We start from the raw sequence: 23,820 nt of genomic DNA, 5'->3' as shown, positions 1-23,820 counted from the left end.
GTGGGCGCCGTGGTGCCCCGCCGGCCCGGGTCAGATCTCGTCGATCAGGTCGGCGACCGAGTTGACGATCCGCGAGGGACGGTAGGGGTACCGTTCCGCCTCCGCCCGGGTGCTGATCCCGGTCAGCACCAGGATCGTCTCCAGCCCGGCCTCCAGACCGCAGAGGATGTCGGTATCCATCCGGTCGCCGATCATCGCGGTCGTCTCCGAGTGCGCGTCGATGGTGTTGAGCGCGGAGCGCATCATCATCGGGTTGGGCTTGCCGACGAAGTACGGCTCCACCCCGGTCGCCTTGGAGATCATCGCGGCGACCGAACCGGCCGCGGGCAGCGCACCCTCGATCGACGGCCCGGTCGGGTCGGGGTTGGTGCAGATGAACCGGGCCCCGCCGTCGATCAGCCGGACCGCCTTGGTGATCGCCTCGAAGCTGTAGGTGCGGGTCTCCCCCAACACCACGTAGTCCGGGGCGTAGTCGGTGAGGACGTACCCGATCGCGTGCAGCGCGGTGGTGAGCCCCGCCTCACCGATGACGTACGCCGTGCCGCCGGGCCGCTGGTCGGCCAGGAACTGCGCGGTGGCGAGGGCGGCGGTCCAGATCGCCTCCTCGGGTACGTCGAACCCCATCCGGTTCAGCCGGGCCTGGAGGTCCCGGGCGGTGTAGATCGAGTTGTTGGTGAGAATCAGGAACCGCTTGCCGGAGGCGCGCAGCCGCCGGATGAACTCGGGCGCACCCGGCACCGGCTGCCCTTCGTGCACCAGCACGCCGTCCATGTCGGTGAGCCAGCTCTCCACCGGCTTGCGCTCCATCATGATCCGCCTCCGGGCCGGATGACTCGCTGGCTTGACTGGTTCATCGCTCTCCTGATCATGGCCGAGGGGTTTCGGCGTGGTGACCCGCCCGGCGCCGGACGGGCCGGAACGCGGTCGGCGGTACGCCGGATACCGGGTGCTCGGCTTCGTCGCACGCCGGGGGCCGGGTCAGGACCGCCGGGGCGGCTGGCAACAACCGACCGCGCAGGTGTCCCAGGCGGGCAGCGTACCGAGCCGACGTCGCGGGACCGTGTCGCCCGGGTTAAGCCGCTCGGTCACCAGTTCCCGGACCATCGCCACGAACCGGGGGTCGGTGCCGGGGGTGGCGGCCCGGACGTAGTCCAGGCCGAGCTGCTTGGCGGTGGCCGCCGCCTCGGTGTCGAGATCCCAGATCACCTCAAGGTGGTCGGAGACGAACCCGATCGGGCTCACCACGACCGAGGTGACCCCCTGCTCGGGCAGGGTCCGCAGGTGGTCGTTGATGTCCGGTTCCAGCCACGGAACGTGCGGCGGACCGGAACGGCTCTGCCAGACCAGGTCGTACCGCAGGTCGGGAGCGGCCGCGGCAGCGACCAGGGCGGCCGTCTCGCGCAGCTGCGCCTCGTACCGCCCACCCTCCGGCCCTGCGGTGGCCGCCATGGAGACCGGGATCGAGTGGGCGGTGAAGACGAGCCGGGTGGTGGCCCGCCGATCCGGGTCGAGGGTGCCCAGGGCGGCGGTGACCGCGTCCACGTGCGGCTCGACGAATCCGGGGTGGTCCCAGTACTGCCGCAGCTTGTCGATCCGTGGGGCGTCCGGACCGACCGCCGCGCGGGCCGACGCGATGTCCTCCAGGTACTGACGGCAGGAGGAGTAGCCGGAGTACGCGCTGGTCACGAAGCCGAGCGCGGAGCGGACCCCGTCCGCACGCATCTGGGCCACCGTGTCGGCGAGCATCGGGTGCCAGTTCCGGTTGCCCCAGTAGACCGGCAGGTCGAGGCCGTGTGCGGCGAAGTCGGCCCGGATCGCGGCGAGCAGGTCCCGGCACTGCTGGTTGATCGGCGAGACCCCGCCGAAGTGCTGGTAGTGCTCGGCGACCTCGGCCAGCCGCTCCGGTGGCACGTTCCGGCCGCGGGTGACGTTGGCCAGGAACGGCAGGACGTCTTCGGGCCGCTCAGGGCCGCCGAACGAGATCAGCACCACCGCGTCGTACGCCATGACACCATTGTCCCCCCGCCGGGCGACAGGTTAGGAAGGGCCCCTTCATCTACCAAAAGCGATAAGAAGGGGCCCTTCCTTACACCTCAGGAGGCGCCGAGGGCGTGGTAGCCGCCGTCGACGTGGACGATCTCGCCCGTGGTGGCGGGGAACCAGTCGGAGAGCAGGGCCAGGCAGGCCCGGGCGGCCGGCTCCTGGTCGGTGAGGTTCCAGCCCAGCGGGGCACGCTCCGCCCAGGCGTTCTCGAACCGCTCGAAACCGGGGATCGACTTGGCCGCCATGGTGCGCAGCGGCCCGGCGGAGACGAGGTTGCTCCGGATCCCCTTCTTGCCCAGGTGCAGGGCCAGGTACCGGGACGCCGACTCCAGGCCGGCCTTGGCCACACCCATCCAGTCGTACACCGGCCACGCCCGGCTGGCGTCGAAGGTGAGCCCGACCACGGCGCCGCCCGGCCCCATCAGCGGCAGCGCCGCCACCGCCAGCGCCTTGTACGAGTACGTCGAGACCTGCACGGCGGTCGCCACGTCCTCCCACGGTGCGTCGAGGAAACCGCCGCCCAGGCAGCTCTGTGGTGCGAAGGCGATCGAGTGGACCACCCCGTCCAGCCCGTCGACGTGCGCGCGGACCCGGTCGGCCAGCGTGTCGAGGTGCTCGCGGTTGGTGACGTCGAGTTCGATCACCGGGGCGGGCTCGGGCAGTCGCTTGGCGATCCGCTCGACCAGCGACATCCGGCCGAACCCGGTGAGCACGACCGTGGCGCCGTTCTCCTGGGCGAGCTTCGCCACCGAGAACGCGATCGACTGGTCGGTGATGACCCCGGTGACCAGCAGCCGCTTGCCGGCCAGCAGTCCAGACACGTACAGATCCTCCCTGCGCTCGGGCTCGATGGATTCCAGGGGTGACGGGTCGGGCCGTCAGTGGCCCATGCCGAGGCCGCCATCGACCGGGATGACCGCCCCGGAGATGTAGCCGGCGGCGTCGGAGGCGAGCCAGGTGACGACTCCGGCCACCTCGTCGGCGGAGGCCATCCGGCCGGCCGGGATGGACTTGAGGATCTCCGCCTTGCGCTCGTCGGAGAGGACCGCCGTCATGTCGGTGTCGATGAAGCCCGGCGCCACGACGTTCGCGGTGACGTTCCGGCTCCCCAACTCCCGGGTGATCGACCGGGCCACGCCGACCAGGCCGGCCTTGCTCGCCGCGTAGTTGACCTGACCGGCGCCACCGGACAGCCCCACCACCGAGGAGATGAAGATCATCCGTCCCCAGCGCCCCCGGACCATCCGGGTCGCCGCCCGCCGGGCGCAGCGCCACGCCCCGGTCAGGTTGGTGTTGAGGACGTCGGTGAACTGCTCCTCGGACATCCGCATCAGCAGCGTGTCCTGGGTGATCCCGGCGTTGGCGACCAGCACCTCGACCGGGCCGAACTCCGCCTCGACGGCCGAGAAGGCGGCGTCGACCTGAGCGGTGTCGGTGACGTCACACCGCACGCCGAACAGGTCGGCCGGTGGGTTGCCGCTCCGGTGGGTCACCGCCACCCGGTCTCCCTGCTTGGCGAAAGCCTGGGCGATGGCCAGGCCGATGCCCCGGTTACCCCCGGTCACCAGCACAGTTCGGGCCACGGTGTCTCCTCCTCCTGATGGGGCTGCTGCGCACGATGGTGCGCGATGGAGACTAGGTGCTACCGGCAGGTAAGCAGTAACCGGGGCGGGTGCCACCCCGGTATGACGTGGGGAATCGCACCACGGGGGTACGACACGCCGGGGTGTCACCCGTACGCTCCCAGTGGTGAAGAGCGGCACCGGTGGCGTACTGCGGGTCGCCCTCGGCGACCTGCGCCGGCTCCTGGTCGGACCGGACTACCCGCCGGCCCCGGCCCGGTGGTGGCGGCGCGCGCAGGCGTACCTCGCCCCGCTGCTGCTGCTCGCCCTGCTCGGCCTGACCGCCGCGGGCATCCAGTACCTGAGGGACCATCGGACGGAGCTGCCCGCAGCGGCGGTGTTCCTGCTCGGTGCCGGCAGCACGCTACCGGCCGCGCTGGCCCCGTTCCGGCCGCTGGCCGCCTGGCGGATCGCCTATCCCCTGCTCTACCTGGGGACCATCGACGCGCAGCGGTACGAGGCGTGGCCGTGGAATCCGGTGCAGATCTGCGGCTTCCTGTTCGTGCTGATCCTGCTGGCCACCCGGGCCAGCCTCGGGGTCGCCGCCTGGGCCGGGATGCTCAGCGTGCTGCCGGCGTACCTCTTCGTGCAGGACGAGGCGAACGCGCACGGGGTGACCGTGCTCGTCCTGGTGATCCTGATCATCGGCGACCAGGTGCGGCGGCGGCGGCAGAGCCAGCGCGCCCTGATCGAGGAGGCCGAGCGGAGCGAGCTGGAGCAGGCCCGCCGGGCGGTGCTGGAGGAGCGCACCCGGATCGCCCGGGAGCTGCACGACGTGGTGGCGCACCACATGTCGATGATCGCGGTGCAGGCGGAGACCGCCCCGTACCGGCTCACCGGCTTGGCCGAGCCGGCCCGGAACGAGTTCGCCGCGATCGCCGGCTCGGCCCGGGAGGCGCTGGCCGACATGCGCCGGCTGCTCGGGGTGCTGCGCAGCGAGTCGGCCACCCCGGAGACCGCGCCCCAGCCCGGTCTGGCCGAACTGCCCGAACTCGTGGAGTCGGCCCGGCGGGCGGGGATGGCCGTGACGTTCACCGCGGTGGGACCGCCCGCCGGGGCCGAGCCGCCCGAGGCGGTGGCGCTGGCCGCGTACCGGATCATCCAGGAGGCGCTGGCGAACGCGGCCCGGCACGCGCCGGGGGCGGCGGTGGCGGTGTCGCTGGCGGCCGGGGCGACGGCGCTGGCCATCGAGGTCCGCAACGGTCCGGTCCCGGCTCCACCGGATCGGCCGGCGGAGCCGACCCAGGTCGGCGGGGCGGCACCGGACCCGTCGGCCGGCCGGGGCGAGGGCGGCGCCGGTCCGGGGCACGGCCTGACCGGCATGCGCGAGCGGGCGCGACTGCTGGGTGGCACACTCACCGCCGGGCCGACCGACCAGGGGTACGCGGTGACCGCGCACCTGCCCTACCGAACGGAGAACGGGGTCTGATGATTCGGGTGCTGATCGCCGACGACCAGGCGATGGTGCGGGAGGGCTTCGGCGCGTTGCTCGCCGCCCAGCCCGACCTGCTGGTGGTCGGCGACGCGGCCAACGGGGCCGAGGCGGTCGCCGCCGCCCGGCGGCTGGACCCGGACGTCGTTCTGATGGACGTCCGGATGCCGGTGCTGGACGGGCTGGCCGCCACCCGGCAACTGGTCGGGAACCGGCCGGACCGGGAGCGGCCCCGGGTGCTCATCCTCACCACCTTCGACCTCGACGACTACGTCTACGAGGCGCTGCGGGCCGGGGCGAGCGGCTTCCTGCTCAAGGACGCCCCCGCCGCCGAACTGGTACACGCGGTCCGGGTCGTCGCCGCCGGGGACGCGCTGCTCGCCCCGGCGGTGACACGTCGGCTGATCGCCGAGTTCGCCGCCCGGCCCGGCCGGGACCGCCCCCGGCCCACCTCGCTGGCCGCGCTCACCCCCCGGGAGACCGAGGTCCTCCGGCTGATCGCCCGAGGGCGCTCCAACGCCGAGATCGCCGCCGAACTGGTGGTCGCGGAGCAGACGGTGAAGACCCACGTCGGCCGGATCCTGGCCAAGCTCAACCTGCGGGACCGGGCCCAGGCCGTCGTCGTCGCGTACGAGTCCGGCCTCGTCGCGGCCGGCGAGTAGCACCCGGCCGGTGAGTAGTGCCCGGCCGACGGGTAGCACGCGGTCGGTGAGTAGTACCTCGGGCTCCGCCTCACCCTCCGGTATCCCGTCCCTGGGGTGACGACCCACCCCCGGCCGGACCCGCATCCTGCGCGGGAGACCGATCCGGGTCGCCCGGCGTGGCGGCGCGACGGGTCCGGCGGAGGGAGGCGACGGATGCTGCGGCGACGAGGGGTACGCGGTGCGGTGGCGGGCCTGCTCGCCCTGGGAGTGCTGGTGCCGCCACCCGTGCGGGCGAACCCGGTGACGGTGCCGGTCGGGTTCGTGGAGCGCTACCCGCAGGTGGCGGCGCGGATGCGGGCCGCCGGGTCGCCGTACGCCGACTGGGCCGCCGCCGGCCGGTCGTTCCTGGTCTTCGACCCGCACGGCGACGGTCGGATCGTGGAGGTCCTCGGCGACCTCGGCAACGCCGACCGGATCGTGGTGTTGGTTCCCGGGGTGGGCACCACGGTGCGGACCTTCGACCAGGGTCTGGGCGGGGTAACTCGCCGAGCCCCGGCCGCCCAGGCCCGCGCCCTGTACGCCGAACTCCGGGCCACCGCGCCCGCGGCCCGGGTCGCCGTACTGGCCTGGTTGGGCTACGACCCGCCGGACGGGCTCGGGCTGGCGGCCGCCCGCCCCGACCGGGCCCGGGACGGTGCGCGGGCCCTGGTCGCGCTGGTGACCACCCTGGTCCGGCACCGTCCCGGGGCGACCGTGACCCTGGTGGGGCACAGTTACGGGGCGCTGGTGGTCGGGCTGGCCGCGTCCGCCCTGCCGTCCCAGGTGACCGCCCTGGTCAGCCTGGGCGGGGTCGGAATGGGCACGGACCGGGTCGACCGCCTGGGTACCCGGGCCGAGGTCTGGGCGGCGGAGGCGCCGGACGACTGGATCCGCCGGATCCCTCCGCTGCGGATCGGCGACCTCGGGCACGGGGTACGGCCGGCGGATCCGGCCTTCGGCGCGCGGCACCTGCCGGTCGGCGGGGTCACCGGGCACGACGGCTACCTGGTGCCGGGCAGCGCCACGCTGCACGCGACCGCCCTGGTCAGCCTCGGCGGGGGCGGGACCGCCGCGCCGGCACCGACCTTGTCGGTGGCGACGCGATGAGCCCCGCCGCACCGAGGAGCCGTACCGGTCCGACGCGCACAACCAGTCCGACGAGCTGGGCCGGTCCGACACACCCGGCCAGTTTGACGCACCCGACCGGCACGGGAGCACGGGACCGTGGCGTGGACGCGGTGCGGGCCTACGCGATCGTCGGGGTGGTACTCGGTCACTGGCTGGTCACCGGCCTGGTGCTGGCCCCGGACGGGTCGCTGCGTACCGCCAGCCCGCTGCGCGCCATGCCCGAACTGGCGCCGGTGACCTGGCTGTTCCAGACGCTCGGACTCTTCTTCTTCCTCAGCGGGTACGCCTCGGCCCGCTCCCTCGACTCCGCCCACGGGCGTGGGCACGACGTCGGGTGGTGGCTGCGGCGTCGACTCGGTCGGCTGGTCCGGCCGGTCGGGGCGCTGCTCGGCGTCGGGACGGCGGTGTTGGCCGGGGCGGCGGTGCTCGGTGTGCCGGGCACGACCCTGCGTACCGCCGGCACGCTCCTGGTCAGCCCGCTCTGGTTCCTGCTGCCGTTGACCGTGCTCGTCGCGCTGACCGGCCCGCTGGCCCGCGCCCTGCGCCGGCACGGTCCGCTGCGGCTGACGGCACCGGCGGTGGTCCTGGTCGCCATCACCGATCTGGCCGGTCGGCTGGGCGACGGGCCGGGGTCCGGCGGGTGGCGGGTGCCGATGGCGCTGCTCGCCGCCTGGCTGGTGCCGTACCTGCTGGGCATGGCGCTGGCGACCGACCGGCTCGGTACGACCGGGACGGGGTCGGGCGACGGTCCGACCCGGCGTACCGGATGGTTCCTGCTCCTCGGCGGCGCCGCCGGGATGGCCGGCCTGGTGCTGGTCGGTGGCTATCCGGTCAGCGCGGTCGGGATCCCCGGCGCCGGCAGGTCCAACCTCGATCCGCCGTCGCTCTTCACCGTCTGCCTGGCGCTCGCCCAGGTCGGCGCGGCACTGCTGCTCCGCCCCGCGCTGGGCCGCCGGCTGGCCTCGCCACGACGGTGGCGTCCGGTGGCCCGGCTCACCGCCGCCGCGCCGCGGATCTACCTCTGGCACCAGGGGGTGCTGCTCGGGGTCACCGCACTCGCCGCGCTCGGTGCCGGGCTGGTCGGATCGGCCGGCGTACCCGGACTGCACACCGCTCCGGACGGCCCCGGATGGATCGTCGCCCGGCTGGCCTGGCTGCCGCTGTTCGCCCTGGTCCTGGGCGCGCTCGTGGGCCGGCCCGCCGACGGTCCGGCGCCCCGGTCACCGGAGCAGCCCGCGGGTCGGATCGCCGACAGTCCGGACCGGCCCCGCCGATTTCGGGGGGGTGACCGCCCGGGTGTACGATGACTCGCGTTCCCGGCCCGTCGACATGGTGGAGGTGATCGCTGTGCGAGATAGCGATCCTCCCAGTCGTGGCCGGGCCGTTCGTCAGTCTGCCTGAGCCATGACTCGCCTGGCCGACTGACTCTGCCTCGCTCCACGCCACAGCGTTGATCCCTGGCCGTCATCGGGGAGTGCTCGTGTGCTGCGCGCACCCCGGACGTCCGGGGTTTCGGTGTGGAGTGCCCGGCCACGACTTCGTGTGCGCGTCCACTGACCCCCAGATTCACCCGTCGCCCGGTGCTGCGCGCCGGCACGGGGGATCTCAGTCGCCACCCGGAGAGTGAATCATGAACCGTTACGTTGCCCCGCTGGGCTTCACCCTCGCCGCGGCCTGGGTCGTGGTGCTCTTCATGCTCGTCCGCGCGACCCCGTGACCGGCCCGATCGACCAGCCGGCCAGCTCCGATTCCGGGCATCGCGCCTCGTATCCGACCGGTTGACGGCAGACCGGCCGGATACGAGGCGCGATACCGGCCTCAGACCAGCCGGGAGGTCCAGAGCAGACTCAGCCCCGCCGCGCAGAGCGCCAGCAGCAGCGCGATTCCCGCGTACCAGTGGGTGATCTCGCGGGGCTCGGTCCGGTACCCGATCGAGCTCCCCATGTCCTGGTACACCCGCTTCAGCTCGCCCACCGAGGCCGCCTCGTAGAAGAACCCCTGGGTGGTCTCGGCGAGTTCCGCCAGCGCCAGCCGGTCCACCGGCACCCGCTGCACCTGGCCCCCGATGTCCACCTGGCCCGAGTCCGTGCCGAATGCGATCGTCGACACCGGCACGTTCGCCGCCTGCGCGGCCGCTGCCGCCTCCTCGATCGAGCGCCCCGCGGTCCGGTAACCGTCCGAGAGCAGCACGATCCGGGCCGGCGGAATCCCCTGGGCGCCGTCGGCCGGCACCGAGCGGATCGCCTCCAGGCAGGTGAAGACCGCCTCCCCGGTCGCGGTCGCCTCGGCCAGTACCAGGCCGTCGATCGCCTGGGTCACCGCAGCCCGGTCCTTGGTCGGCGGGACGAGCACGTTCGCCGACTTGGCGAACGCCACCAGCCCGAGGTTGTACGTCGGCGGCAGCTCGGCGACGAACTGCTTGGCCGCCTCCTGGGCCGCCTGCAGCCGGTTCGGTGCGACGTCGTCGGCCTCCATCGACAGCGAGACGTCGATGGCGAGCATGATCGTCGCCCGTTCCAGCGGCTCCTTCCGGTCCACGGACGGGCGCGCCATGCCGGTGGCGAGGACCAGCAGCGCGAGGAGGAAGACGCCGGCGGCGGCGTGCCGGCGCCAGCCCAGGCCCTTCGGGGCGAGCGTACGGAGCAGTTCCACGTTGGTGAACCGCATCGCGTACGTCCGGCGGTGCAGCTGCCGCCAGACGTACGCCGCGGCGAGGGCGAGCACCGGCAGCACGGCCAGCAGCCACCACGGTTCGAGAAAACGGATCATCGTGTCGTCCCCCGGGTACGCGCGTGTCGCTGTGCGGCGACGAAACGCACCATGTCCAGCAGCCAGTCGGAGTCGGTCCGCAATCGCAGGTGCGCCGCGCCGGCGGCGCGCAGCGCGTGGGCGATCGCGGTGCGTTGGGCGGCGGCCGCGGCGGCGTACCGCTGCCGCAGCCGTGGGTCGGCGGTCTGCACCTCGTGCAGCTCGCCGGTTTCGGGATCGACGACGGGCAGCACCCCGACATCCGGCAGCTCCAGCTCACGCGGGTCGACGATCTCGATGGCGAGCACGTCGTGCCGGACGCCGAGCTTGCGGATCGGTCGTCCCCACTGCTCGGGCGGGGCCAGGAAGTCCGAGATGACCACCGCCAGCCCGCGCCGCCGGGGCGGCCGGTTGAGCGCGTCGATGAGGGCGCCGAGGTCGGCCCGGCCGGGTCGGATCGCGGCCCCGGCGATGGTGCGGAGCAGGCCCTGCGCCTCCTTGCGGCCGGTCCGGGCGGGCAGCCGCAGCACGCCCGGGGTGCCGGGACCCCCGAACGCGGCGCCGGAGCCACCGCTGCCGATCACCGCGCCGACCCGGTTGCCGCCCCGGGCGGTCAGGTGGACGATCGCCGCCGTGGCGGCGACCGCCAGATCCCGCTTCAGGCAGCGGCCGGTGCCGAAGTCGAGGCTGGCCGAGAGGTCCACCGCCAGCCAGGTCTCCAGCTCCCGGTCGGCGACGGTCTGCCGGACGTGCGGCACCGTCGTCCGCGCGGTGACCGGCCAGTCCATCCGCCGGACGTCGTCGCCGGGGCGGTACTCCCGGGACTCCCCCGCCTCGGTGCCGGGGCCGGGCAGCAGCCCGAGGTAGTCGCCCTGGAGGAGCCCGTCCAGCTTCCGGGTGACCAGCAGCTGCAGTCGGGAGAGGACCGCCTCGGCCCGCCCCGGGTTGGCGTCCGTGGCCGTGCCGACCAGGTGGCCCGGGTCGGCGCCGGTCGCCGTACGCCCCCTCATGCCGGCGGGCGCCCCGGCCAGGCCGGGCCGGAGACCGGTGGGGACGTGTGACCGGGCGTGGGACCGAGCGGGACCCCGGGTACGGGGCCGGCCGGCGGGTTGGCGTGCTGCCGGGGCGCGACCGACGGGAGCGGGATGGTCGACATCACCCGATCCACGACGTGGTCGGCCGGGATGTTGTCGGCGAGCGCGTCGTAGCTGAGCACCAGCCGGTGCCGCAGGATGTCGGGGGCGATGTCCTGGACGTCCTGCGGCAGGGCGTAGTCGCGGCCGCGCATCAGGGCGAGCGCGCGGGTGGCCCGGACGATGCCGAGCGAGGCGCGCGGGCTGGCGCCGTACTGGATCAGCTGGGCCACGTCCGGCATGCCGTGCTCGGCCGGGGTACGGGTGGCGACGACCAGCCGTACGGCGTAGTCGACCAGCGCGTTGTGGACGAAGACCTGGTCGGCCTTCTGCTGGAGCGCGATGAGGTCGACCGGGGTGAGGACCGAGGCCGGTTCCGGAGGGCTGACGCCCATCCGGTAGACGATCTCCCGTTCCTCGGCGTCGGTCGGATACCCGACGATGATCTTCAGCAGGAACCGGTCCCGCTGCGCCTCGGGCAGCGGATAGACGCCCTCCTGCTCGATCGGGTTCTGGGTCGCCATCACCAGGAACGGGTTGGGCACCGGGTGGGTCTGGCCGCCGATCGAGACCTGCCGCTCGGACATCACCTCGAGCAGCGCCGACTGCACCTTGGCCGGCGCCCGGTTGATCTCGTCGGCGAGGAGGAAGTTGACGAAGACGGGTCCCAGCTCGACATCGAACTTCTCGCTCGACTGTCGGTAGATCCGGGTGCCGACGAGGTCCGCCGGCACCAGGTCCGGAGTGAACTGGACCCGGGCGAAGGTGCCGCCGACCACCTTGGCGAGCGTCTCCACCGCGAGGGTCTTCGCCACGCCGGGGACCCCTTCGAGGAGACAGTGCCCCCGGGCGAGCAGGGCGACGAACATCCGCTCCACCATGCGGTCCTGCCCGACGATCACCCGCTTGACCTCGAACAACGCGCGTTCGAGCAGGGTGGCGTCCTCGGCCGGCGTCGTCGCGCCCGGGCCGGGGGCACCACGGGAGACGTCGGGCGGGGTCGGAGCGTCGGGCGTGGTCGGCTGGGCCACCGGTCCTCCACAGCAGGGTCACGGGATCAGATGCGTCGGCAAATGCGCCGGCTCCAACTCTCGCACGTCCGCTCGAGCGACTGCGAAGGGAGAACCAGGATTCTCGAACCCGACGCACCGCCGGGTGCGGCGTACACTCGCCGCCGTGAGCGACCGGTCCCCCGTCGAGGAACCGCTGATCTGTTCCGCCCGGGGCTGCCGCGCGTCGGCGCAGTGGGCTCTACGCTGGAACAATCCGCGGCTACACCCGCCGGAGCGGCGGAAGACCTGGCTCGCCTGCGCCGAGCACCGGCAGTCGCTCAGCGACTTTCTCGGCGCGCGCGGCTTTCTCCGTGAGGTCGTCCCGGCCGAACGATCGCCTACGCTCGACGTGTGAGGCGAGCGAGGCGCGCGACGTGAACGAGCACAGCGACGTGAGCGGACGGGGCGAGGCACGCGACTTTGGCCACCTCGACGGACCGCGCGGTGGTGACCAGCCGGGGGCCGTCGACCGGCCAGGACCGGGTTCGGATGCCCCGCCCGGGCCCGGGACCGGTGGCGGTTGGCACGGCAGCGTGCCGTCGCCGGCGGACGAGACACCCCCCGGACCGCCACCGAGCAACGCCACGCCCCCGGCACCATCGGCCGGCACCGTAGCCCCGATGCCGCCGCCCGCCGCCACACCCGCCGGGCCACCGCACGCCGGCGCCGCACCGGTCACGGCCGGGGCGGCCGAGCCGACGGACCCGCTGGAGCCGTGGCCGGAGACGGTCCGCTGGCAGCCGGTCTCCCGAGACCTGATCTGGGTCGAGGCGCTGCGGCTCGGTGCCGGTGTCTTCGTCGTACTCGTCGGTCTGGGGATCGGCCTCGTCCTGACCGGGCACTGGCTCTTCGTCCTCGGTCTCGTGCTGACCGTCCTGCTCACGCTGTGGCGGCTCACCGTCATCGTGCGCGCGGTCCACGCCTGGGGGTACGCCGAACGCGACCACGACCTGCTGGTCCGGCACGGCCTGCTGATCCGGCGGCTGTCGATCGTGCCGTACGCCCGCATGCAGTTCGTCGACGTCACCGCCGGACCGCTGGAACGGGCCTTCAACCTGGCCACCGTGCAGCTGCACACCGCCGCCGCGGCGAGCGACGCCCGGGTGCCCGGTCTGCGTCCGGCCGAGGCCTCCCGGCTTCGGGACCGGCTGACCGCCCTCGGCGAGGACCGGGCGGAGGGTCTGTGAGCGTCGACCAGGCCGCCGAGCCCCGACAACGGCTCCATCCGCTGAGCCCGCTGCTACACGGCGCCAAGTCGCTCGTGGTGATCGTCGCCGCGCTCTCCTGGTCCACCCTGTCCCGGGTCGGGCTCGGCTGGTTCGCCGTACTGGTGGCGGTGCTGGTGCTCGGCGCACTGGTGCTGTCGGTGATCAGCTGGTACTACACGGGCTACCACGTGGTCGGGCGGGAGCTACGGATCCACGAGGGGCTGCTGTGGCGGCGCACCCGGGCGATCCCGCTGGAACGCCTCCAGGCGGTCGAGGTGGTCCGACCGCTGCTCGCCCAGCTCACCGGCCTGGCCGAACTCCGGCTGGAGGTGGTTGGCGGCGGCAAGACGGAGGCGCCGCTGGCGTACCTCACGGTGGCCGACGCGGTCACCCTGCGGGAACGCCTGTTGACGCTGGCCGGGCGTACCCCGGCGGCCGAGGCCGTCGCCCCGACGCCGGCGGCGCCCGACCACGCAACCGCCCCCGACCACGCGACGGCGCCCGGCCAGCCGGCGCCGGGCGGGCCTCCGGCACCGCCCGCCGTACCGGTGCCGGGGCTGCCGGGGGTCGTCATCGGCGCCGGTACGCTCCCCGGCCGGCACCTGCACACCGTCGCGAACCGGGATCTGCTGGTCAGCCAGCTGCTCACCCCGCAGGCGTTCTTCCTGCCGTTCGGGGTCGCGTTCGTGCTGGTGCAGTTCTTCACCGAGGGTTCCTGGTCGTTCATCGCCGTCGCCAGCACCCTCACCGCGATGGCCGGGGTGATCCTCCAGCCGATCCGGCGGGTCCTGGACGACTGGGGGTTCCAGTTGGCCCGGGACGACGCCGCGCTCCGGGTCCGGCACGGGCTGCTGGAGACCCGGGCGCAGGCCGTACCCCTGAACCGGTTGCAGGCGGTGAACGTCACCTGGCCGCTGCTCTGGCGGCTGAAGGGCTGGCTGCGGATGCGTATCTCGGTGGCCGGGTACGCAATCGGCGACCTGGAGGGCGCGAACCATCCGGACCGGCTTCTTCCGGTCGGCGACCTGGCCACCGCGCAGCGGATCGTCGCCGAGGTGTTGCCCGGGGTGGCGATCTCCCGCGCCCTGACCCCGCCGCCGGCCCGGGCCCGCTGGGTCCACCCGCTGGCGCGTACCGCCCTCGGCGCCGGGATCTCCGCCCGGGTCTTCGCGGTCCGGTCCGGACTGCTGACCCGGGAGCTCGTCATCGTGCCGTACGCCCGGATCCAGAGTGTCCGGGTGGTGCAGGGGCCGGTGCAGCGGTGGCTCCGGCTGGCGACCGTGTACGTGGACACGGCGGGCGGGCTGAGCGCGGCGGCGCAGGACCGGGACGTGCACGAGGCGTGGGCGCTGGCGGCGGAGTTGACGGCGCGGGCCCGGGCCGCCCGGCTCAGCGGCCGAGGCTGACCGTCTGCTCCGGCCCCGGCTCCTCGGCGGTCGCCGTCCGGCCGGCCCCGCCGGCCGACGACGACCCAGCCCCCGGTTCCGATGCTCCCGACACGCCACCCGCCGACGCTCCCGCCGGCGCCGCTTCCGGCTCTGACCCGGACGCCTCCGGCCCGGGGCTGTCGCCGGCGGGCCCGGGTCGGGTTCCACCGTCCTCCGGCGTCGGCGCGGGACCGCCGAGACGGCGCGCCGTCCGCGCCGCCCACCACCGCTCGGCCAGCCCGACGACCAGGAAGGTCAGCCCGACGTACGCCCAACCCACCAGTACGTCGATCACGTAGTGCTCACCCGCGTAGACCAGGGTGAAGGTCATCGCCAGCGGGTAGCTGAGCAGGAGTGGCCACCAGCGACGCCGGGTCGCGCCGAGGAAGAAGACGACCACGAAGAGCGCCCAGGCGGTGTGCAGCGACGGCATCGCGGCGACGGGGTTGGCGGCGATCTGGCCGGCGTTGAGCAGGTTGCCGGCGCCGTGCATGCCGAACTCCCGCCAGCCACGGGTGGAGATCCGGGCCACCTCCGGCAGCATCCCGTACTGGGCGGCCCACCACGGCGGCGCCGCCGGGTAGAGGAAGTAGGTGGCCAGGCCGGCGGCGCAGAGGAAGCCCCAGCGGCGCATGAACGCCGCCCAGCGGGCGCGGTTGCGCAGCCAGAGCACCACCGCGGCGGTCAGGGTGACCACGAAGTGGGAGAAGTACACCCAGCTCACCAGGACGTCCCACCAGTGGATGCCGTCCGGGTCGTAGAGGTGCCGCTGAAGCCAGATCGTCGGCACCTGGCCGTCGAGGACCCACCCGAACATCCAGCGGTCGGCGGCGATCAGCTCCATGGCGTGCGGGGTCGCCCCGTTGTCGGCGAACCCCCGGGAGAGGTTGTACCCCGCGAGCAGCAGCACCACCGGGAGCCAGTCCCGGGCGAAGCCGAGGTGGGTCCGCCACGGCCGGTCGCTGCGCCACGCGATGGTGGCGGTCCAGAGCCAGGCGAAGGCGTAGAGCGGGTCGGTGGGGAGCCCGATCAGCAGCCAGCAGGTGACGAAGGCCACCGCCCAGATCGACATGGCGACGAACCGCCGGCGGCCCTGGTCCACGCCGGAGCGGCCGGTGGGACCGGATGGGATGGCGGGTGGAGTGTCCGTGACGGTGGCGCGCATCGCCGTCCAGGTTAACGGCGCCGGCGCCGGGGGCCGCGGGAGGGACAGCCGGGGGACGCCGTCCGGCGGGAAGCGGAGCGCCGGCCCCGCCCGGCCGTCCGGCGGTGCGGGAGGTGGGCGATCCCTCGGCCGCGACCTCTCCGGTCGTCCATGATCACGAGGGCTCAGGCCCTAGGCTCTGCCTCATGGAGCAGGAACCGTCCGCGGCGCAGTCCGAGCCGCACCAGCCGGAGCAGGTCTTCCCACCGGGCCTCACCGCCCGGGTCGAACTGACCGTGGCCGACGCCGACACCGCGCAGGCGGTCGGCTCGGGCGACGTCCCGGTGCTGGGCACCCCGCGGGTGCTGGCGCTGGCCGAGGCGGCGACGGTGGCCGCGACCGCGAGCCGGCTCCCGGCCGGAATGACCACGGTCGGGATGCGGGTGGAACTCGACCACCGGGTGCCGACGCCGGTCGGCCGGACCGCCGTGGCGGAGGCGCGGCTGGCCAAGGTCGACGGACGGCGCCTGCTCTTCGAGGTGGCCGTGACCGAGGGGTCGACGACGGTGGCCGAGGGGCGGGTGGAGCGGGTCCTGGTCGACCGGCAGCGGTTCGTGGCCCGGGCGCTCGGGTCGGCATGACCGCGCGACGCGTGGCCGTCATCCGCGACTCCGCGCCGAATCGCGCCGCCGAACCCGGGACGGAGGCGCCGTGACCGTCGCGTTCACCGAGATCGCCGACCGGGTGTACGTCCTGCGCCAGCCGATGCTCGACGTCAACGTGACCCTGGTCGTCGGGGACGGGGCGGCGCTGGTGGTGGACACCCTCTCCACCGCCGCCCAGGCCGCCGAGCTGGCCGCCGCCGCCCGCAGCCTCACGCCGGACCCGTTCATCCTGGTCAACACCCACCACCACTTCGACCACTGCTTCGGCAACGCGACCCTGGTCGGCGACCCGCCCAGCCCGATCTACGCCCATCAGCTCACCTGCGCGCTGCTGCGGGACCACCCGGAGCTGGTCCGCCGGCAGGCGTACGACGAGGTGCTCCCCGCCGAGCCGGCGCTCGCCACCGAGGTGGCCCGGACGCGAATCCTCGCCCCCACCCACCCGGTGCAGTCTGAGACCACGGTCGACGTCGGCGGCCGGCCGGTGGTGTTGCGTCATCTGGGCCGGGGCCACACCGAGGGGGACCTGGTGGTGCAGGTGCCGGACGCCGACGTCCTGGTCGCGGGTGACCTGATCGAGGAGAGCGGCCCGCCGGCGTTCGAGGACGCGTACCCGCTGGACTGGGTGGAGACGGTCGCCGCGCTGCTCCGGCTCACCACACCGGACTCGGTCGTGGTTCCCGGGCACGGCGCGGTCGTCGGTCAGGACTTCGTCCAGCGCCAGCACGAGGACCTGGCCGCGTTGGCGTGGCTGATCCGCGACGGCGACGCCGACCACTCCCCGGCCGAGAAGATCGCCCGGCACGCGCCGTTCGATCCCGAGGTGGCGCTGACCGCCGTCCGGCGCGGCTACGCCGAGTTGCACGGCGGTCTCTGAGCCCGTTCGATCGTGACGGTCGCGCCGATCGCGTCCCGATGACGCCGACAGCCGTGACCGCGGCCCGGCGGCGCCGGACCGGAGCCTGCCAGCCGGGACCGTGGCCGGGCGGAATCGGGCGGGCCCGACGGTCAGCGGTGGTCGGGGGCGTCCGGGAAGCGGCGGGCGACGTCGGCCCGGGTGGGCATCGCGACCGCCCCGCCGGGCGACTCGCAGACCAGCCCGGCGACCCGGAGGGCGAAGCGTACCCGCTCCCGCCAGCCGCTCGGGTCGGTCGGCAGACCGGCGGCGAGCAGCTCCGCGATCAGCGCCGCCATGACGGAGTCGCCCGCGCCGGTCGCGTCGACCGCCTCGACCACCGGCGCGGGAAGCCACTGGGCGGCCCCGTCCCGGCCCGCCGACACCAGCGCGCCCCTGGGACCGCTGGTGACCACGACCGTGCCGGCGCCGAGCGACCGCAGCCGCTCCGCCACCGCCTCGGCGAACCGGTCGCTCCCGGCCGTTCCCGGCCACGCGGACCCGCTGCCGGGCACGGCCGGCGCGTCCGGGCCGTAGAGCGTCTCGGCGTCGGCGACGCTCAGCTTCACGAGGTCGGCCGAGGAGGCGAACTCCTCCACCACCGCCCGCGCCTCGGCCACCGCCGCCGCGTCCGGCAGCAGTCGGGGCCGGACGTTGGGGTCGAAGACCCGCCAGCCGGTCGCGAGCGTCCAGGCCCGCCGGGCGGCGGCGAGCACCGGCGGGCAGAGCAGCGCGATCGAGCCGGCGTAGACCACCGCCGCGCCCGCCACCAGGGGTACGTCGAGGTCCTCCGGCTCGAGCAGCCCGTACGACGGCGGGGTGCCGTAGAACCGGAAGTCGGGCTCGGCACCGGAGAACGTGGCCACCCCGAGCGTGGTGGCGACGGCCTTCTCCCGGACGCCGCGCTGGCCGACCCCGGCCGCGGTGAGCAGGTCCCGGATCCGTCCGGCGAGGACGTCGTCGCCGAGCGTCCCGACGAACTCCACCGCGCCGCCCAGCCGGGCCACCCCGACGGCGACGTTGAGCGGCGCCCCACCGACCGCCTGCCGGTACACCGGCACACCGGCACACTCTCCGTCCAGCAGGTCGACGAGCGCCTCGCCGAGCACCACCGCGTACCGCATCTGACCTCCCTACCGGCCCGGCCACCAGTCTCGTGATCCGTCGGGCGCCGCCCGGCCTCCCGACCATGACACACCGGCCGTTCCGGGCGGACGCGCCCGCTCCCGCGCCCGGCCCGGACCATACCGCCCGGGTCCGGGGCTGGCCGGCAGGCGCCGGCGCCGCCGAGCGGAGAGATGATCCAGCATTGAAACATGCCTATTGCATCCGTCGCTGATCCATGATGCGATTGGTCGTACCGAGCCAGTGCGGGGGCTGACGCGCTGCGCGCCGGGTGCCGACAGGGGCCACGCGAAAGGGCACACATCCGTCATCGGACCGTGCGTCGTGCCCGCCACCTGCCCGTCGGCAGACCCCAGCCCACCACCTCTGCGGGGCAGAGCGGCGAGATCGCACCCAGTGTCGGTAGCGGGCGCCCGCGCCCATCGCGGGTCATCCCAGGTTGTCCGCAGCGTCGCCTCGCGTGGCTGCGGCACTGCCCATAAAGGAGAACTCGGTGAAACGTCTTCGCAGAGTCGCGGTCTTCGGTGCCGTGGCTGCGCTCACCGCCGGCGTGCTCGCTGCGGTGAATCCCACTCCGGCCGCCGCCCACGGCGCCGCCATGGTGCCCGGCAGCCGGACCTACCTCTGCTGGCGGGACGGGCTCAGCCCGACCGGGCAGATCATCCCCAACAACCCGGCCTGCGCGGCCGCGGTGGCACAGAGCGGCGCCAACTCGCTCTACAACTGGTTCAGCGTGCTGCGCTCGGACGCGGGCGGCCGGACCGTTGGCTACATCCCGGACGGGCAGCTGTGCAGCGGTGGGAACACCAGCTTCAGCGGGTACGACCTGGCCCGTACCGACTGGCCGCTGACCCACCTGACCGCCGGCGCCACCATGGAGTTCCGGTACAGCAACTGGGCGCACCACCCGGGCACCTTCTACTTCTACGTGACCCGGGACAGCTGGAGCCCGACCCGGCCGCTGGCCTGGAGTGACCTGGAGTCGGAGCCGTTCCTGACCGTGACCAACCCGCCGCAGCGCGGCTCGGTCGGCTCCAACGACGGCCACTACTACTTCACCGGCCGGCTGCCGAGCAACAAGAGCGGGCGGCACATCATCTACTCCCGCTGGGTCCGTTCGGACAGCCAGGAGAACTTCTTCGGCTGCTCCGACGTGGTCTTCGACGGCGGCAACGGTGAGGTGACCGGGATCGGGCCGGGCGGCGGCCCGAGCAACCCGCCGACCACCCCGCCCACCACGCCGCCGACGACGCCGGGCGGATCGGCGGCCTGCACCGCCACCTACCGGCTCACCGGCAGCTGGTCCGGCGGTTTCCAGGCGGAGGTGACGGTCCGCAACTCCGGCACGACCGCGATCAACGGCTGGACCACCCGCTGGACCTTCGCCAACGGCGAGACCATCGGCAGCCTCTGGAACGGTGAGCACAGCCAGAGCGGCAACACGGTCACCGTCCGCAACGTCGCGCACAACGGCAGCCTCGCTCCCGGGGCGAGCGCCACGTTCGGTTTCGTCGGCAGCGGCACCAGTGGCACGGCGCCGACACCGACCTGCACCAGCCCGTAACCACCACCGCACCACCGCGACGGGCCCGGCGCCATCGGCGTCGGGCCCGTCCTGGCCGGTCCGCGTCGCCGCCGCCCGCGCCGCGCTGGCCTGCGGTCAGCTGATCTCGGGCGGGAGCTATGCCTCGGCGCCCTCAGCGGACCATCGAGCCCACGACCGGCTTGGTGAGCAGCGCCGACTGGTTGCGCTCGATCCCGGGGTCGAGGGTGCGAGCCACGAAGATCGCGTGCCAGATGCAGAAGATCAGCACGGTCCAGACCTTACGCGAGTGGTCTGCCTCGCCCCGCTTGTGCTCGTCGAGCAGGCGCATCGCGTACGACAGGTCGAGCAGTTCCCCCGCGCCGGAGACCGAGAAGATGTGCCGGGCCCACTCGTACATCTCCCCGGCCAGCCAGACCCGGGTCGGGGTGGGGAAGCCGAGCTTGCGCCGGTTCACGATGGCCGGCGGGACCACGCCGTTCAGCGCCTGCCGCATGGCGTACTTGGTGGTGTCGGAGCGTGGCGGCAGCTTCAGCTCCACCGGAATACCGGCCGCGACCTCGAAGACCTCGCGGTCCAGGAAGGGCACCCGCACCTCCAGCGAGTGCGCCATCGAGATCCGGTCCGCCTTCACCAGGATGTCGCCGCGCAGCCAGGTGTAGAGGTCGACGTACTGCATCTTGGTGACGTCGTCCAGCTCCCTGCACTCCGCGTAGATCGGCGCGGTGACGTCGGTGTACCGCACCGAGGGGTCGTAGCGGCGCAGCAGCTTCTGCTTCTCCTCCTCGGTGAACATCCGCGCGTTGCCGTAGTAGCGCTGCTCGATCGGGGTGGTGCCGCGCTCCAGGAAGCTCTTGCCCTTGACCCCCTGCGGGATCGCCTTGGAGACCGCCCGCAGCCCCTTCTGCACCGGGTCGGGCAGGTTGGTGACCGCGCCGAGCGACAGCGGCTCCCGGTAGATGGTGTACCCGCCGAAGAACTCGTCCGCCCCCTCGCCGGAGAGGACCACCGTGACGTGCTCGGCGGCCTTCTTGGCCACGAAGTAGAGCGGCACCAGGGCCGGGTCCGCCACCGGGTCGTCCAGGTGCCAGACGATCTTCGGCAGCGCGTTCATCATGTCGTACGGCCCGATCTTGGTCGGGATGGTGGTGACCCCCAGGTGCCGGGCGGAGTCCTGCGCCACCTCGATCTCCGAGTAGCCCGGCACGTCGTAGCCGACGGTGAAGGTCAGGATGTTCGGGTTGAACTCCCGGGCCAGCGCCACCACGGCGGTGGAGTCGATACCGCTGGAGAGGAAGGCCCCGACCGGCACGTCGGCCCGCATGTGGATCCGGACGCTCTCCCGCAGCGTCTCGCGGATCTGGTGGTAGAGCCGCTCCGGCTCGGGTACGGGCGCGGGCCGGAAGACCGGCCGGTACCAGCGGCGGATCTCGATCTGCTGTCCGGGCGACCAGGTCAGGTACTCGCCCGAGCCGATCCGGCTGATCCCGCGGTGCAGGGTCCCCGGCTCGGGGACGTACTGGAGGGTCAGGTAGTGCGACAGGTTGGCGCTGTCCACGCCCGCGTCGCCCTGGTGCGCCGAGGGCGCGAACGGCAGCAGGGCCTTCTTCTCCGACGCCAGGTAGACGCCGTCCCGGGTCTGCAGGTAGTACAGCGGCTTGATCCCGAAGTAGTCCCGTGCGCCGAAGGCCCGGCGCAGGTGTCGGTCCCAGATCACGAACGCGAACATGCCGCGCAGCCGGGTGAGGACCTGCTCACCCCAGTAGTGGAAGCCGGCGACGATCACCTCGCCGTCGCCCTGGGTGGCGAACTGGGCGCCGTAGTCCCGGGCCAGTTCCTCACGCAGCTCCAGGTAGTTGTAGATCTCGCCGTTGAAGGTCAGCAGATACCGGCCGTTGGCGTACGGCAGCGGTTCGTGGCTGAGCGCCACGTCGATGATCGACAGGCGCTTGTGCGCGAACACGGCGTCGGTGTAGCCGTCCGGGGTCGAGATCACCTCCACCCCGGTCTCGTCCGGTCCCCGGTGGTGCAGGCATTCCAATGCGCCGGCTAGGGCGTCACGGTGTGCGCCGGCGTTGCCGTGCGCGCTGAAGAAGGCCAGGAGTCCGCACATGGCGGTCATCTTTCCACGCCGATCCCGGCGGCGTGCCGGCACCAGCGGCAGCCGGAAACATGGGTGACGCCGGGCTGCCGCCACGGCGTCGACGCGGTACGGTCGCTACAGGCCCGACGGGTTGATCCACACCGGCGGCGCGGACGGGACCGGCTCACCGAGGCCGGGAACGTAAGCGACCGGGATCACCGGGACGACGCGAGGGAGGAGCGGCAGTGTCAGAGGAGCGGACCGACATCACGGCGGAGCCGGCGCAGACCGGGTCGGCGCGGGTCGGGACGGCCAGGACCGAGTCACACGACCCGGACTTCCCGGAGAAGTTCCTCGCCTTCATGCGACAGGGGTGGCGGGACACCGAACTGCCGGTCACCCCGCGCCCCGAGGTGCCCAACCACGCCAAGCGCCGGGCCGCGCTCTCCGCGGCGTTCCCCGGCGAGACCCTGGTGATCCCGACCGGTCGGGAGCGGGTACGGGCCAACGACACGTCGTACCGGTTCCGGCCCGGCAGCGACTTCGTCTACCTGACCGGCGACCACGACCCCGACAGCGTCCTGGTCATGCGCCCGAACGGCTCCGGCCACGACGCGGTGCTGTACATGCGGCCCCGGTCGTCCCGCGAGAGTGACGAGTTCTTCCGGAGCCGGGACGGCGAGCTCTGGGTGGGTCGCCGGCACACCCTGGCCGAGAAGTCGACGGAGCTCGGCATCGAGACGGCTCCGCTGACCGAGCTGGCCGACGCCCTGGCCGGGTGCGCCCCGGGGCGGACCCGGGTGCTTCGGGGCCTGGATCCGTCGGTCGACGCCGCGATCCTGCCGTACGAGCCCCGGCCCTCCGGCGGCACCGCCGACGCGGCGCCCGCGCTCGGCCGGGACCGCGAACTCGCCGCAGTGCTGTCCGAGCAGAAGCTGGTCAAGGACGAGTGGGAGATCGCCCAGCTCCAGGAGGCGATCGACGCCACGGTCCGCGGTTTCGAGGATGTCGCGCGGGTCCTTCCCGCCGACCGGCCGGTCTCCGAACGGCTGCTGGAGGGCGTCTTCGGACTGCGCGCCCGGCACGACGGCAACGACGTCGGCTACAGCTCGATTGTCGGCGCCGGCGCGCACGCCACGATCCTGCACTGGCACCACAACAACGGCCACACCCGACCGGGCGAACTCCTGCTGATGGACATGGGTGTGGAGGGGCGGAACCTCTACACGGCGGACGTGACCCGGGTGCTCCCGGTCTCCGGCACCTTCACCGCCCTGCAACGGCAGATCTACGAGATCGTCTACGCTTCGCAGCAGGCCGGCATCGACGCCATCCGCCCCGGGGTGGCGTTCAAGGACGTCCACCGCACCTGCATGCGGGTGCTCGCCGAGGGCCTGGCCGACCTGGGACTGCTGCCGGTCAGCGTCGACGAGGCGATGGACGAGCAGTCGATGGTCTACCGCCGGTGGACCCTGCACGGCTTCGGGCACATGCTCGGCATCGACGTACACGACTGCGCGAACGCCCGCAAGGAGCGCTACCGCGACGGCACCCTGGGCGAGGGCTACGTGCTGACGGTTGAGCCCGGGCTCTACTTCCAGCCCGAGGACGACCTGGTCCCGGCCGAGTTGCGGGGTATCGGGATCCGGATCGAGGACGACGTGCTGGTCACGGCGGAGGGCGCGGTGAATCTGTCCGCGGGGTTGCCGCGGCGGGCCGACGAGGTGGAGGCGTGGCTGGAGGCCCAGCGCGCCGCCGGGCCGCGGCTGCCGGGCTGAGCCGGACCAGCGGCGCGCGGCGGCCGGGCGGGGCTGAGCCGACGCAGCCGCGTGCAGCGGCCGGACTGGGTCGGGACGGCGCGCGGTCGCGACGTTAGCTACCAGCAAACC

General features: G+C 73.4%; 21 protein-coding genes. 11 read left to right on the top strand and 10 right to left on the bottom strand.

Annotated elements, in window-relative coordinates:
- Positions 1–30 precede the first annotated feature (30 nt).
- The 4 genes from EF879_RS20100 to fabG all read right to left on the bottom strand — a co-directional run bounded on the left by EF879_RS20100 (position 31) and on the right by fabG (position 3,626).
- Positions 31–810, bottom strand: a complete 780-nt coding sequence (locus EF879_RS20100; protein WP_123560927.1) for an HAD-IIA family hydrolase — start codon at positions 808–810, stop codon at positions 31–33.
- Positions 811–978: 168 nt separating this feature from the next.
- Positions 979–2,007: a ferrochelatase gene (locus EF879_RS20095; RefSeq protein WP_123560926.1), complete on the bottom strand. Its 1,029-nt coding sequence runs from the start codon at positions 2,005–2,007 to the stop codon at positions 979–981.
- An 86-nt stretch (positions 2,008–2,093) separates the two neighbouring features.
- Positions 2,094–2,864 (bottom strand): enoyl-ACP reductase FabI, encoded by a 771-nt coding sequence (gene fabI / locus EF879_RS20090; RefSeq protein ID WP_123560925.1) that lies wholly within the window; start codon positions 2,862–2,864, stop codon positions 2,094–2,096.
- 57 nt (positions 2,865–2,921) lie between these two features.
- Positions 2,922–3,626 (bottom strand): 3-oxoacyl-ACP reductase FabG, encoded by a 705-nt coding sequence (fabG, locus tag EF879_RS20085; protein ID WP_123560924.1) that lies wholly within the window; start codon positions 3,624–3,626, stop codon positions 2,922–2,924.
- Positions 3,627–3,792: 166 nt separating this feature from the next.
- Here fabG and EF879_RS20080 point away from each other — a divergent pair, with 166 nt between their 5' ends.
- The 4 genes from EF879_RS20080 (at position 3,793) to EF879_RS20065 (ending at position 8,215) form a co-directional block, all read left to right on the top strand.
- Positions 3,793–5,094 carry a sensor histidine kinase gene (locus EF879_RS20080; protein ID WP_233604611.1) on the top strand — a complete coding sequence of 434 codons (1,302 nt, stop codon included), beginning with the start codon at positions 3,793–3,795 and terminating at the stop codon, positions 5,092–5,094.
- Entirely contained in the window at positions 5,094–5,759 is a 666-nt protein-coding gene (locus EF879_RS20075; RefSeq protein WP_123560923.1) for a response regulator transcription factor, read from the top strand. The genes EF879_RS20080 and EF879_RS20075 overlap by 1 nt, the downstream gene beginning before the upstream one ends.
- A gap of 195 nt (positions 5,760–5,954) precedes the next feature.
- Positions 5,955–6,887: an alpha/beta hydrolase gene (locus tag EF879_RS20070; protein ID WP_233604610.1), complete on the top strand. Its 933-nt coding sequence runs from the start codon at positions 5,955–5,957 to the stop codon at positions 6,885–6,887.
- 122 nt (positions 6,888–7,009) lie between these two features.
- Positions 7,010–8,215 carry an acyltransferase gene (locus EF879_RS20065; protein ID WP_233604609.1) on the top strand — a complete coding sequence of 402 codons (1,206 nt, stop codon included), beginning with the start codon at positions 7,010–7,012 and terminating at the stop codon, positions 8,213–8,215.
- Positions 8,216–8,726: 511 nt separating this feature from the next.
- On the opposite strand, the gene EF879_RS20060 is transcribed toward EF879_RS20065, so the two are convergent.
- From EF879_RS20060 to EF879_RS20050, 3 genes are read right to left on the bottom strand one after another with little or no spacing between them, the layout of a single operon-like run.
- Positions 8,727–9,677 carry a VWA domain-containing protein gene (locus EF879_RS20060; protein WP_123560921.1) on the bottom strand — a complete coding sequence of 317 codons (951 nt, stop codon included), beginning with the start codon at positions 9,675–9,677 and terminating at the stop codon, positions 8,727–8,729.
- The gene (locus EF879_RS20055; RefSeq protein ID WP_123560920.1) at positions 9,674–10,666 is read right to left on the bottom strand and encodes a DUF58 domain-containing protein; all 993 of its coding nucleotides are present in this window, start codon (positions 10,664–10,666) and stop codon (positions 9,674–9,676) included. The genes EF879_RS20060 and EF879_RS20055 overlap by 4 nt, the downstream gene beginning before the upstream one ends.
- Positions 10,663–11,820 carry a MoxR family ATPase gene (locus tag EF879_RS20050; protein ID WP_123560919.1) on the bottom strand — a complete coding sequence of 386 codons (1,158 nt, stop codon included), beginning with the start codon at positions 11,818–11,820 and terminating at the stop codon, positions 10,663–10,665. The genes EF879_RS20055 and EF879_RS20050 overlap by 4 nt, the downstream gene beginning before the upstream one ends.
- Positions 11,821–11,965: 145 nt before the next feature.
- On the opposite strand from EF879_RS20050, the gene EF879_RS20045 reads away from it, so the two are divergent.
- From EF879_RS20045 to EF879_RS20035, 3 genes are all read left to right on the top strand, one after another.
- Positions 11,966–12,196: a hypothetical protein gene (locus tag EF879_RS20045; RefSeq protein WP_123561264.1), complete on the top strand. Its 231-nt coding sequence runs from the start codon at positions 11,966–11,968 to the stop codon at positions 12,194–12,196.
- A 265-nt stretch (positions 12,197–12,461) separates the two neighbouring features.
- Positions 12,462–13,028: a PH domain-containing protein gene (locus tag EF879_RS20040; RefSeq protein ID WP_123560918.1), complete on the top strand. Its 567-nt coding sequence runs from the start codon at positions 12,462–12,464 to the stop codon at positions 13,026–13,028.
- Positions 13,025–14,455, top strand: a complete 1,431-nt coding sequence (locus EF879_RS20035; RefSeq protein ID WP_123560917.1) for a PH domain-containing protein — start codon at positions 13,025–13,027, stop codon at positions 14,453–14,455. The genes EF879_RS20040 and EF879_RS20035 overlap by 4 nt, the downstream gene beginning before the upstream one ends.
- Here the strand turns inward: EF879_RS20035 and EF879_RS20030 are convergent.
- Positions 14,439–15,548, bottom strand: a complete 1,110-nt coding sequence (locus EF879_RS20030) for a phosphatase PAP2 family protein (RefSeq protein WP_305036053.1) — start codon at positions 15,546–15,548, stop codon at positions 14,439–14,441. The two genes, EF879_RS20035 and EF879_RS20030, sit on opposite strands and share 17 nt — an antisense overlap.
- Positions 15,549–15,826: 278 nt before the next feature.
- On the opposite strand from EF879_RS20030, the gene EF879_RS20025 reads away from it, so the two are divergent.
- Together EF879_RS20025 and EF879_RS20020 are read left to right on the top strand one after the other, a co-directional pair.
- Complete coding sequence (locus EF879_RS20025) at positions 15,827–16,261, top strand: thioesterase family protein (RefSeq protein ID WP_123560914.1); 435 nt, start codon at positions 15,827–15,829, stop codon at positions 16,259–16,261.
- A gap of 70 nt (positions 16,262–16,331) precedes the next feature.
- On the top strand, positions 16,332–17,162 hold the full coding sequence (locus EF879_RS20020) for an MBL fold metallo-hydrolase (protein WP_123560912.1): 831 nt from the start codon (positions 16,332–16,334) through the stop codon (positions 17,160–17,162).
- Between the two features lie 131 nt (positions 17,163–17,293).
- Here the strand turns inward: EF879_RS20020 and EF879_RS20015 are convergent, their stop codons facing one another.
- On the bottom strand, positions 17,294–18,304 hold the full coding sequence (locus EF879_RS20015) for a PfkB family carbohydrate kinase (protein WP_123560910.1): 1,011 nt from the start codon (positions 18,302–18,304) through the stop codon (positions 17,294–17,296).
- Between the two features lie 494 nt (positions 18,305–18,798).
- Between EF879_RS20015 and EF879_RS20010 the strand changes: the two genes are divergently transcribed.
- Entirely contained in the window at positions 18,799–19,869 is a 1,071-nt protein-coding gene (locus EF879_RS20010) for a lytic polysaccharide monooxygenase (protein WP_370375533.1), read from the top strand.
- A gap of 133 nt (positions 19,870–20,002) precedes the next feature.
- On the opposite strand, the gene asnB is transcribed toward EF879_RS20010, so the two are convergent.
- Positions 20,003–21,961: an asparagine synthase (glutamine-hydrolyzing) gene (gene asnB / locus EF879_RS20005; protein WP_123560908.1), complete on the bottom strand. Its 1,959-nt coding sequence runs from the start codon at positions 21,959–21,961 to the stop codon at positions 20,003–20,005.
- A gap of 332 nt (positions 21,962–22,293) precedes the next feature.
- Between asnB and EF879_RS20000 the strand changes: the two genes are divergently transcribed.
- Positions 22,294–23,709 (top strand): aminopeptidase P family protein, encoded by a 1,416-nt coding sequence (locus tag EF879_RS20000; RefSeq protein ID WP_123561260.1) that lies wholly within the window; start codon positions 22,294–22,296, stop codon positions 23,707–23,709.
- Positions 23,710–23,820: the final 111 nt, after the last annotated feature.

This window comes from Micromonospora sp. HM5-17 (assembly GCF_003762835.1).
Taxonomy (GTDB): domain Bacteria; phylum Actinomycetota; class Actinomycetes; order Mycobacteriales; family Micromonosporaceae; genus Plantactinospora.
Note: the sequence above shows the minus strand (reverse complement) of the source record. Positions and strands in the feature narration are given on the sequence as shown.

Bases quoted from the DNA above. Each gene is read 5' to 3' on its own strand.
- EF879_RS20100 (WP_123560927.1), bottom strand. From the start codon at position 810: ATGATGGAGCGCAAGCCGGTGGAGAGCTGGCTCACCGACATGGACGGC.
- EF879_RS20095 (WP_123560926.1), bottom strand. From the start codon at position 2,007: ATGGCGTACGACGCGGTGGTGCTGATCTCGTTCGGCGGCCCTGAGCGG.
- EF879_RS20075 (WP_123560923.1), top strand. From the start codon at position 5,094: ATGATTCGGGTGCTGATCGCCGACGACCAGGCGATGGTGCGGGAGGGC.
- EF879_RS20070 (WP_233604610.1), top strand. From the start codon at position 5,955: ATGCTGCGGCGACGAGGGGTACGCGGTGCGGTGGCGGGCCTGCTCGCC.
- EF879_RS20060 (WP_123560921.1), bottom strand. From the start codon at position 9,677: ATGATCCGTTTTCTCGAACCGTGGTGGCTGCTGGCCGTGCTGCCGGTG.
- EF879_RS20055 (WP_123560920.1), bottom strand. From the start codon at position 10,666: ATGAGGGGGCGTACGGCGACCGGCGCCGACCCGGGCCACCTGGTCGGC.
- EF879_RS20040 (WP_123560918.1), top strand. From the start codon at position 12,462: ATGCCGCCGCCCGCCGCCACACCCGCCGGGCCACCGCACGCCGGCGCC.
- EF879_RS20030 (WP_305036053.1), bottom strand. From the start codon at position 15,548: ATGTCGATCTGGGCGGTGGCCTTCGTCACCTGCTGGCTGCTGATCGGG.
- EF879_RS20025 (WP_123560914.1), top strand. From the start codon at position 15,827: ATGGAGCAGGAACCGTCCGCGGCGCAGTCCGAGCCGCACCAGCCGGAG.
- EF879_RS20015 (WP_123560910.1), bottom strand. From the start codon at position 18,304: ATGCGGTACGCGGTGGTGCTCGGCGAGGCGCTCGTCGACCTGCTGGAC.
- asnB (WP_123560908.1), bottom strand. From the start codon at position 21,961: ATGTGCGGACTCCTGGCCTTCTTCAGCGCGCACGGCAACGCCGGCGCA.
- EF879_RS20000 (WP_123561260.1), top strand. From the start codon at position 22,294: ATGCGACAGGGGTGGCGGGACACCGAACTGCCGGTCACCCCGCGCCCC.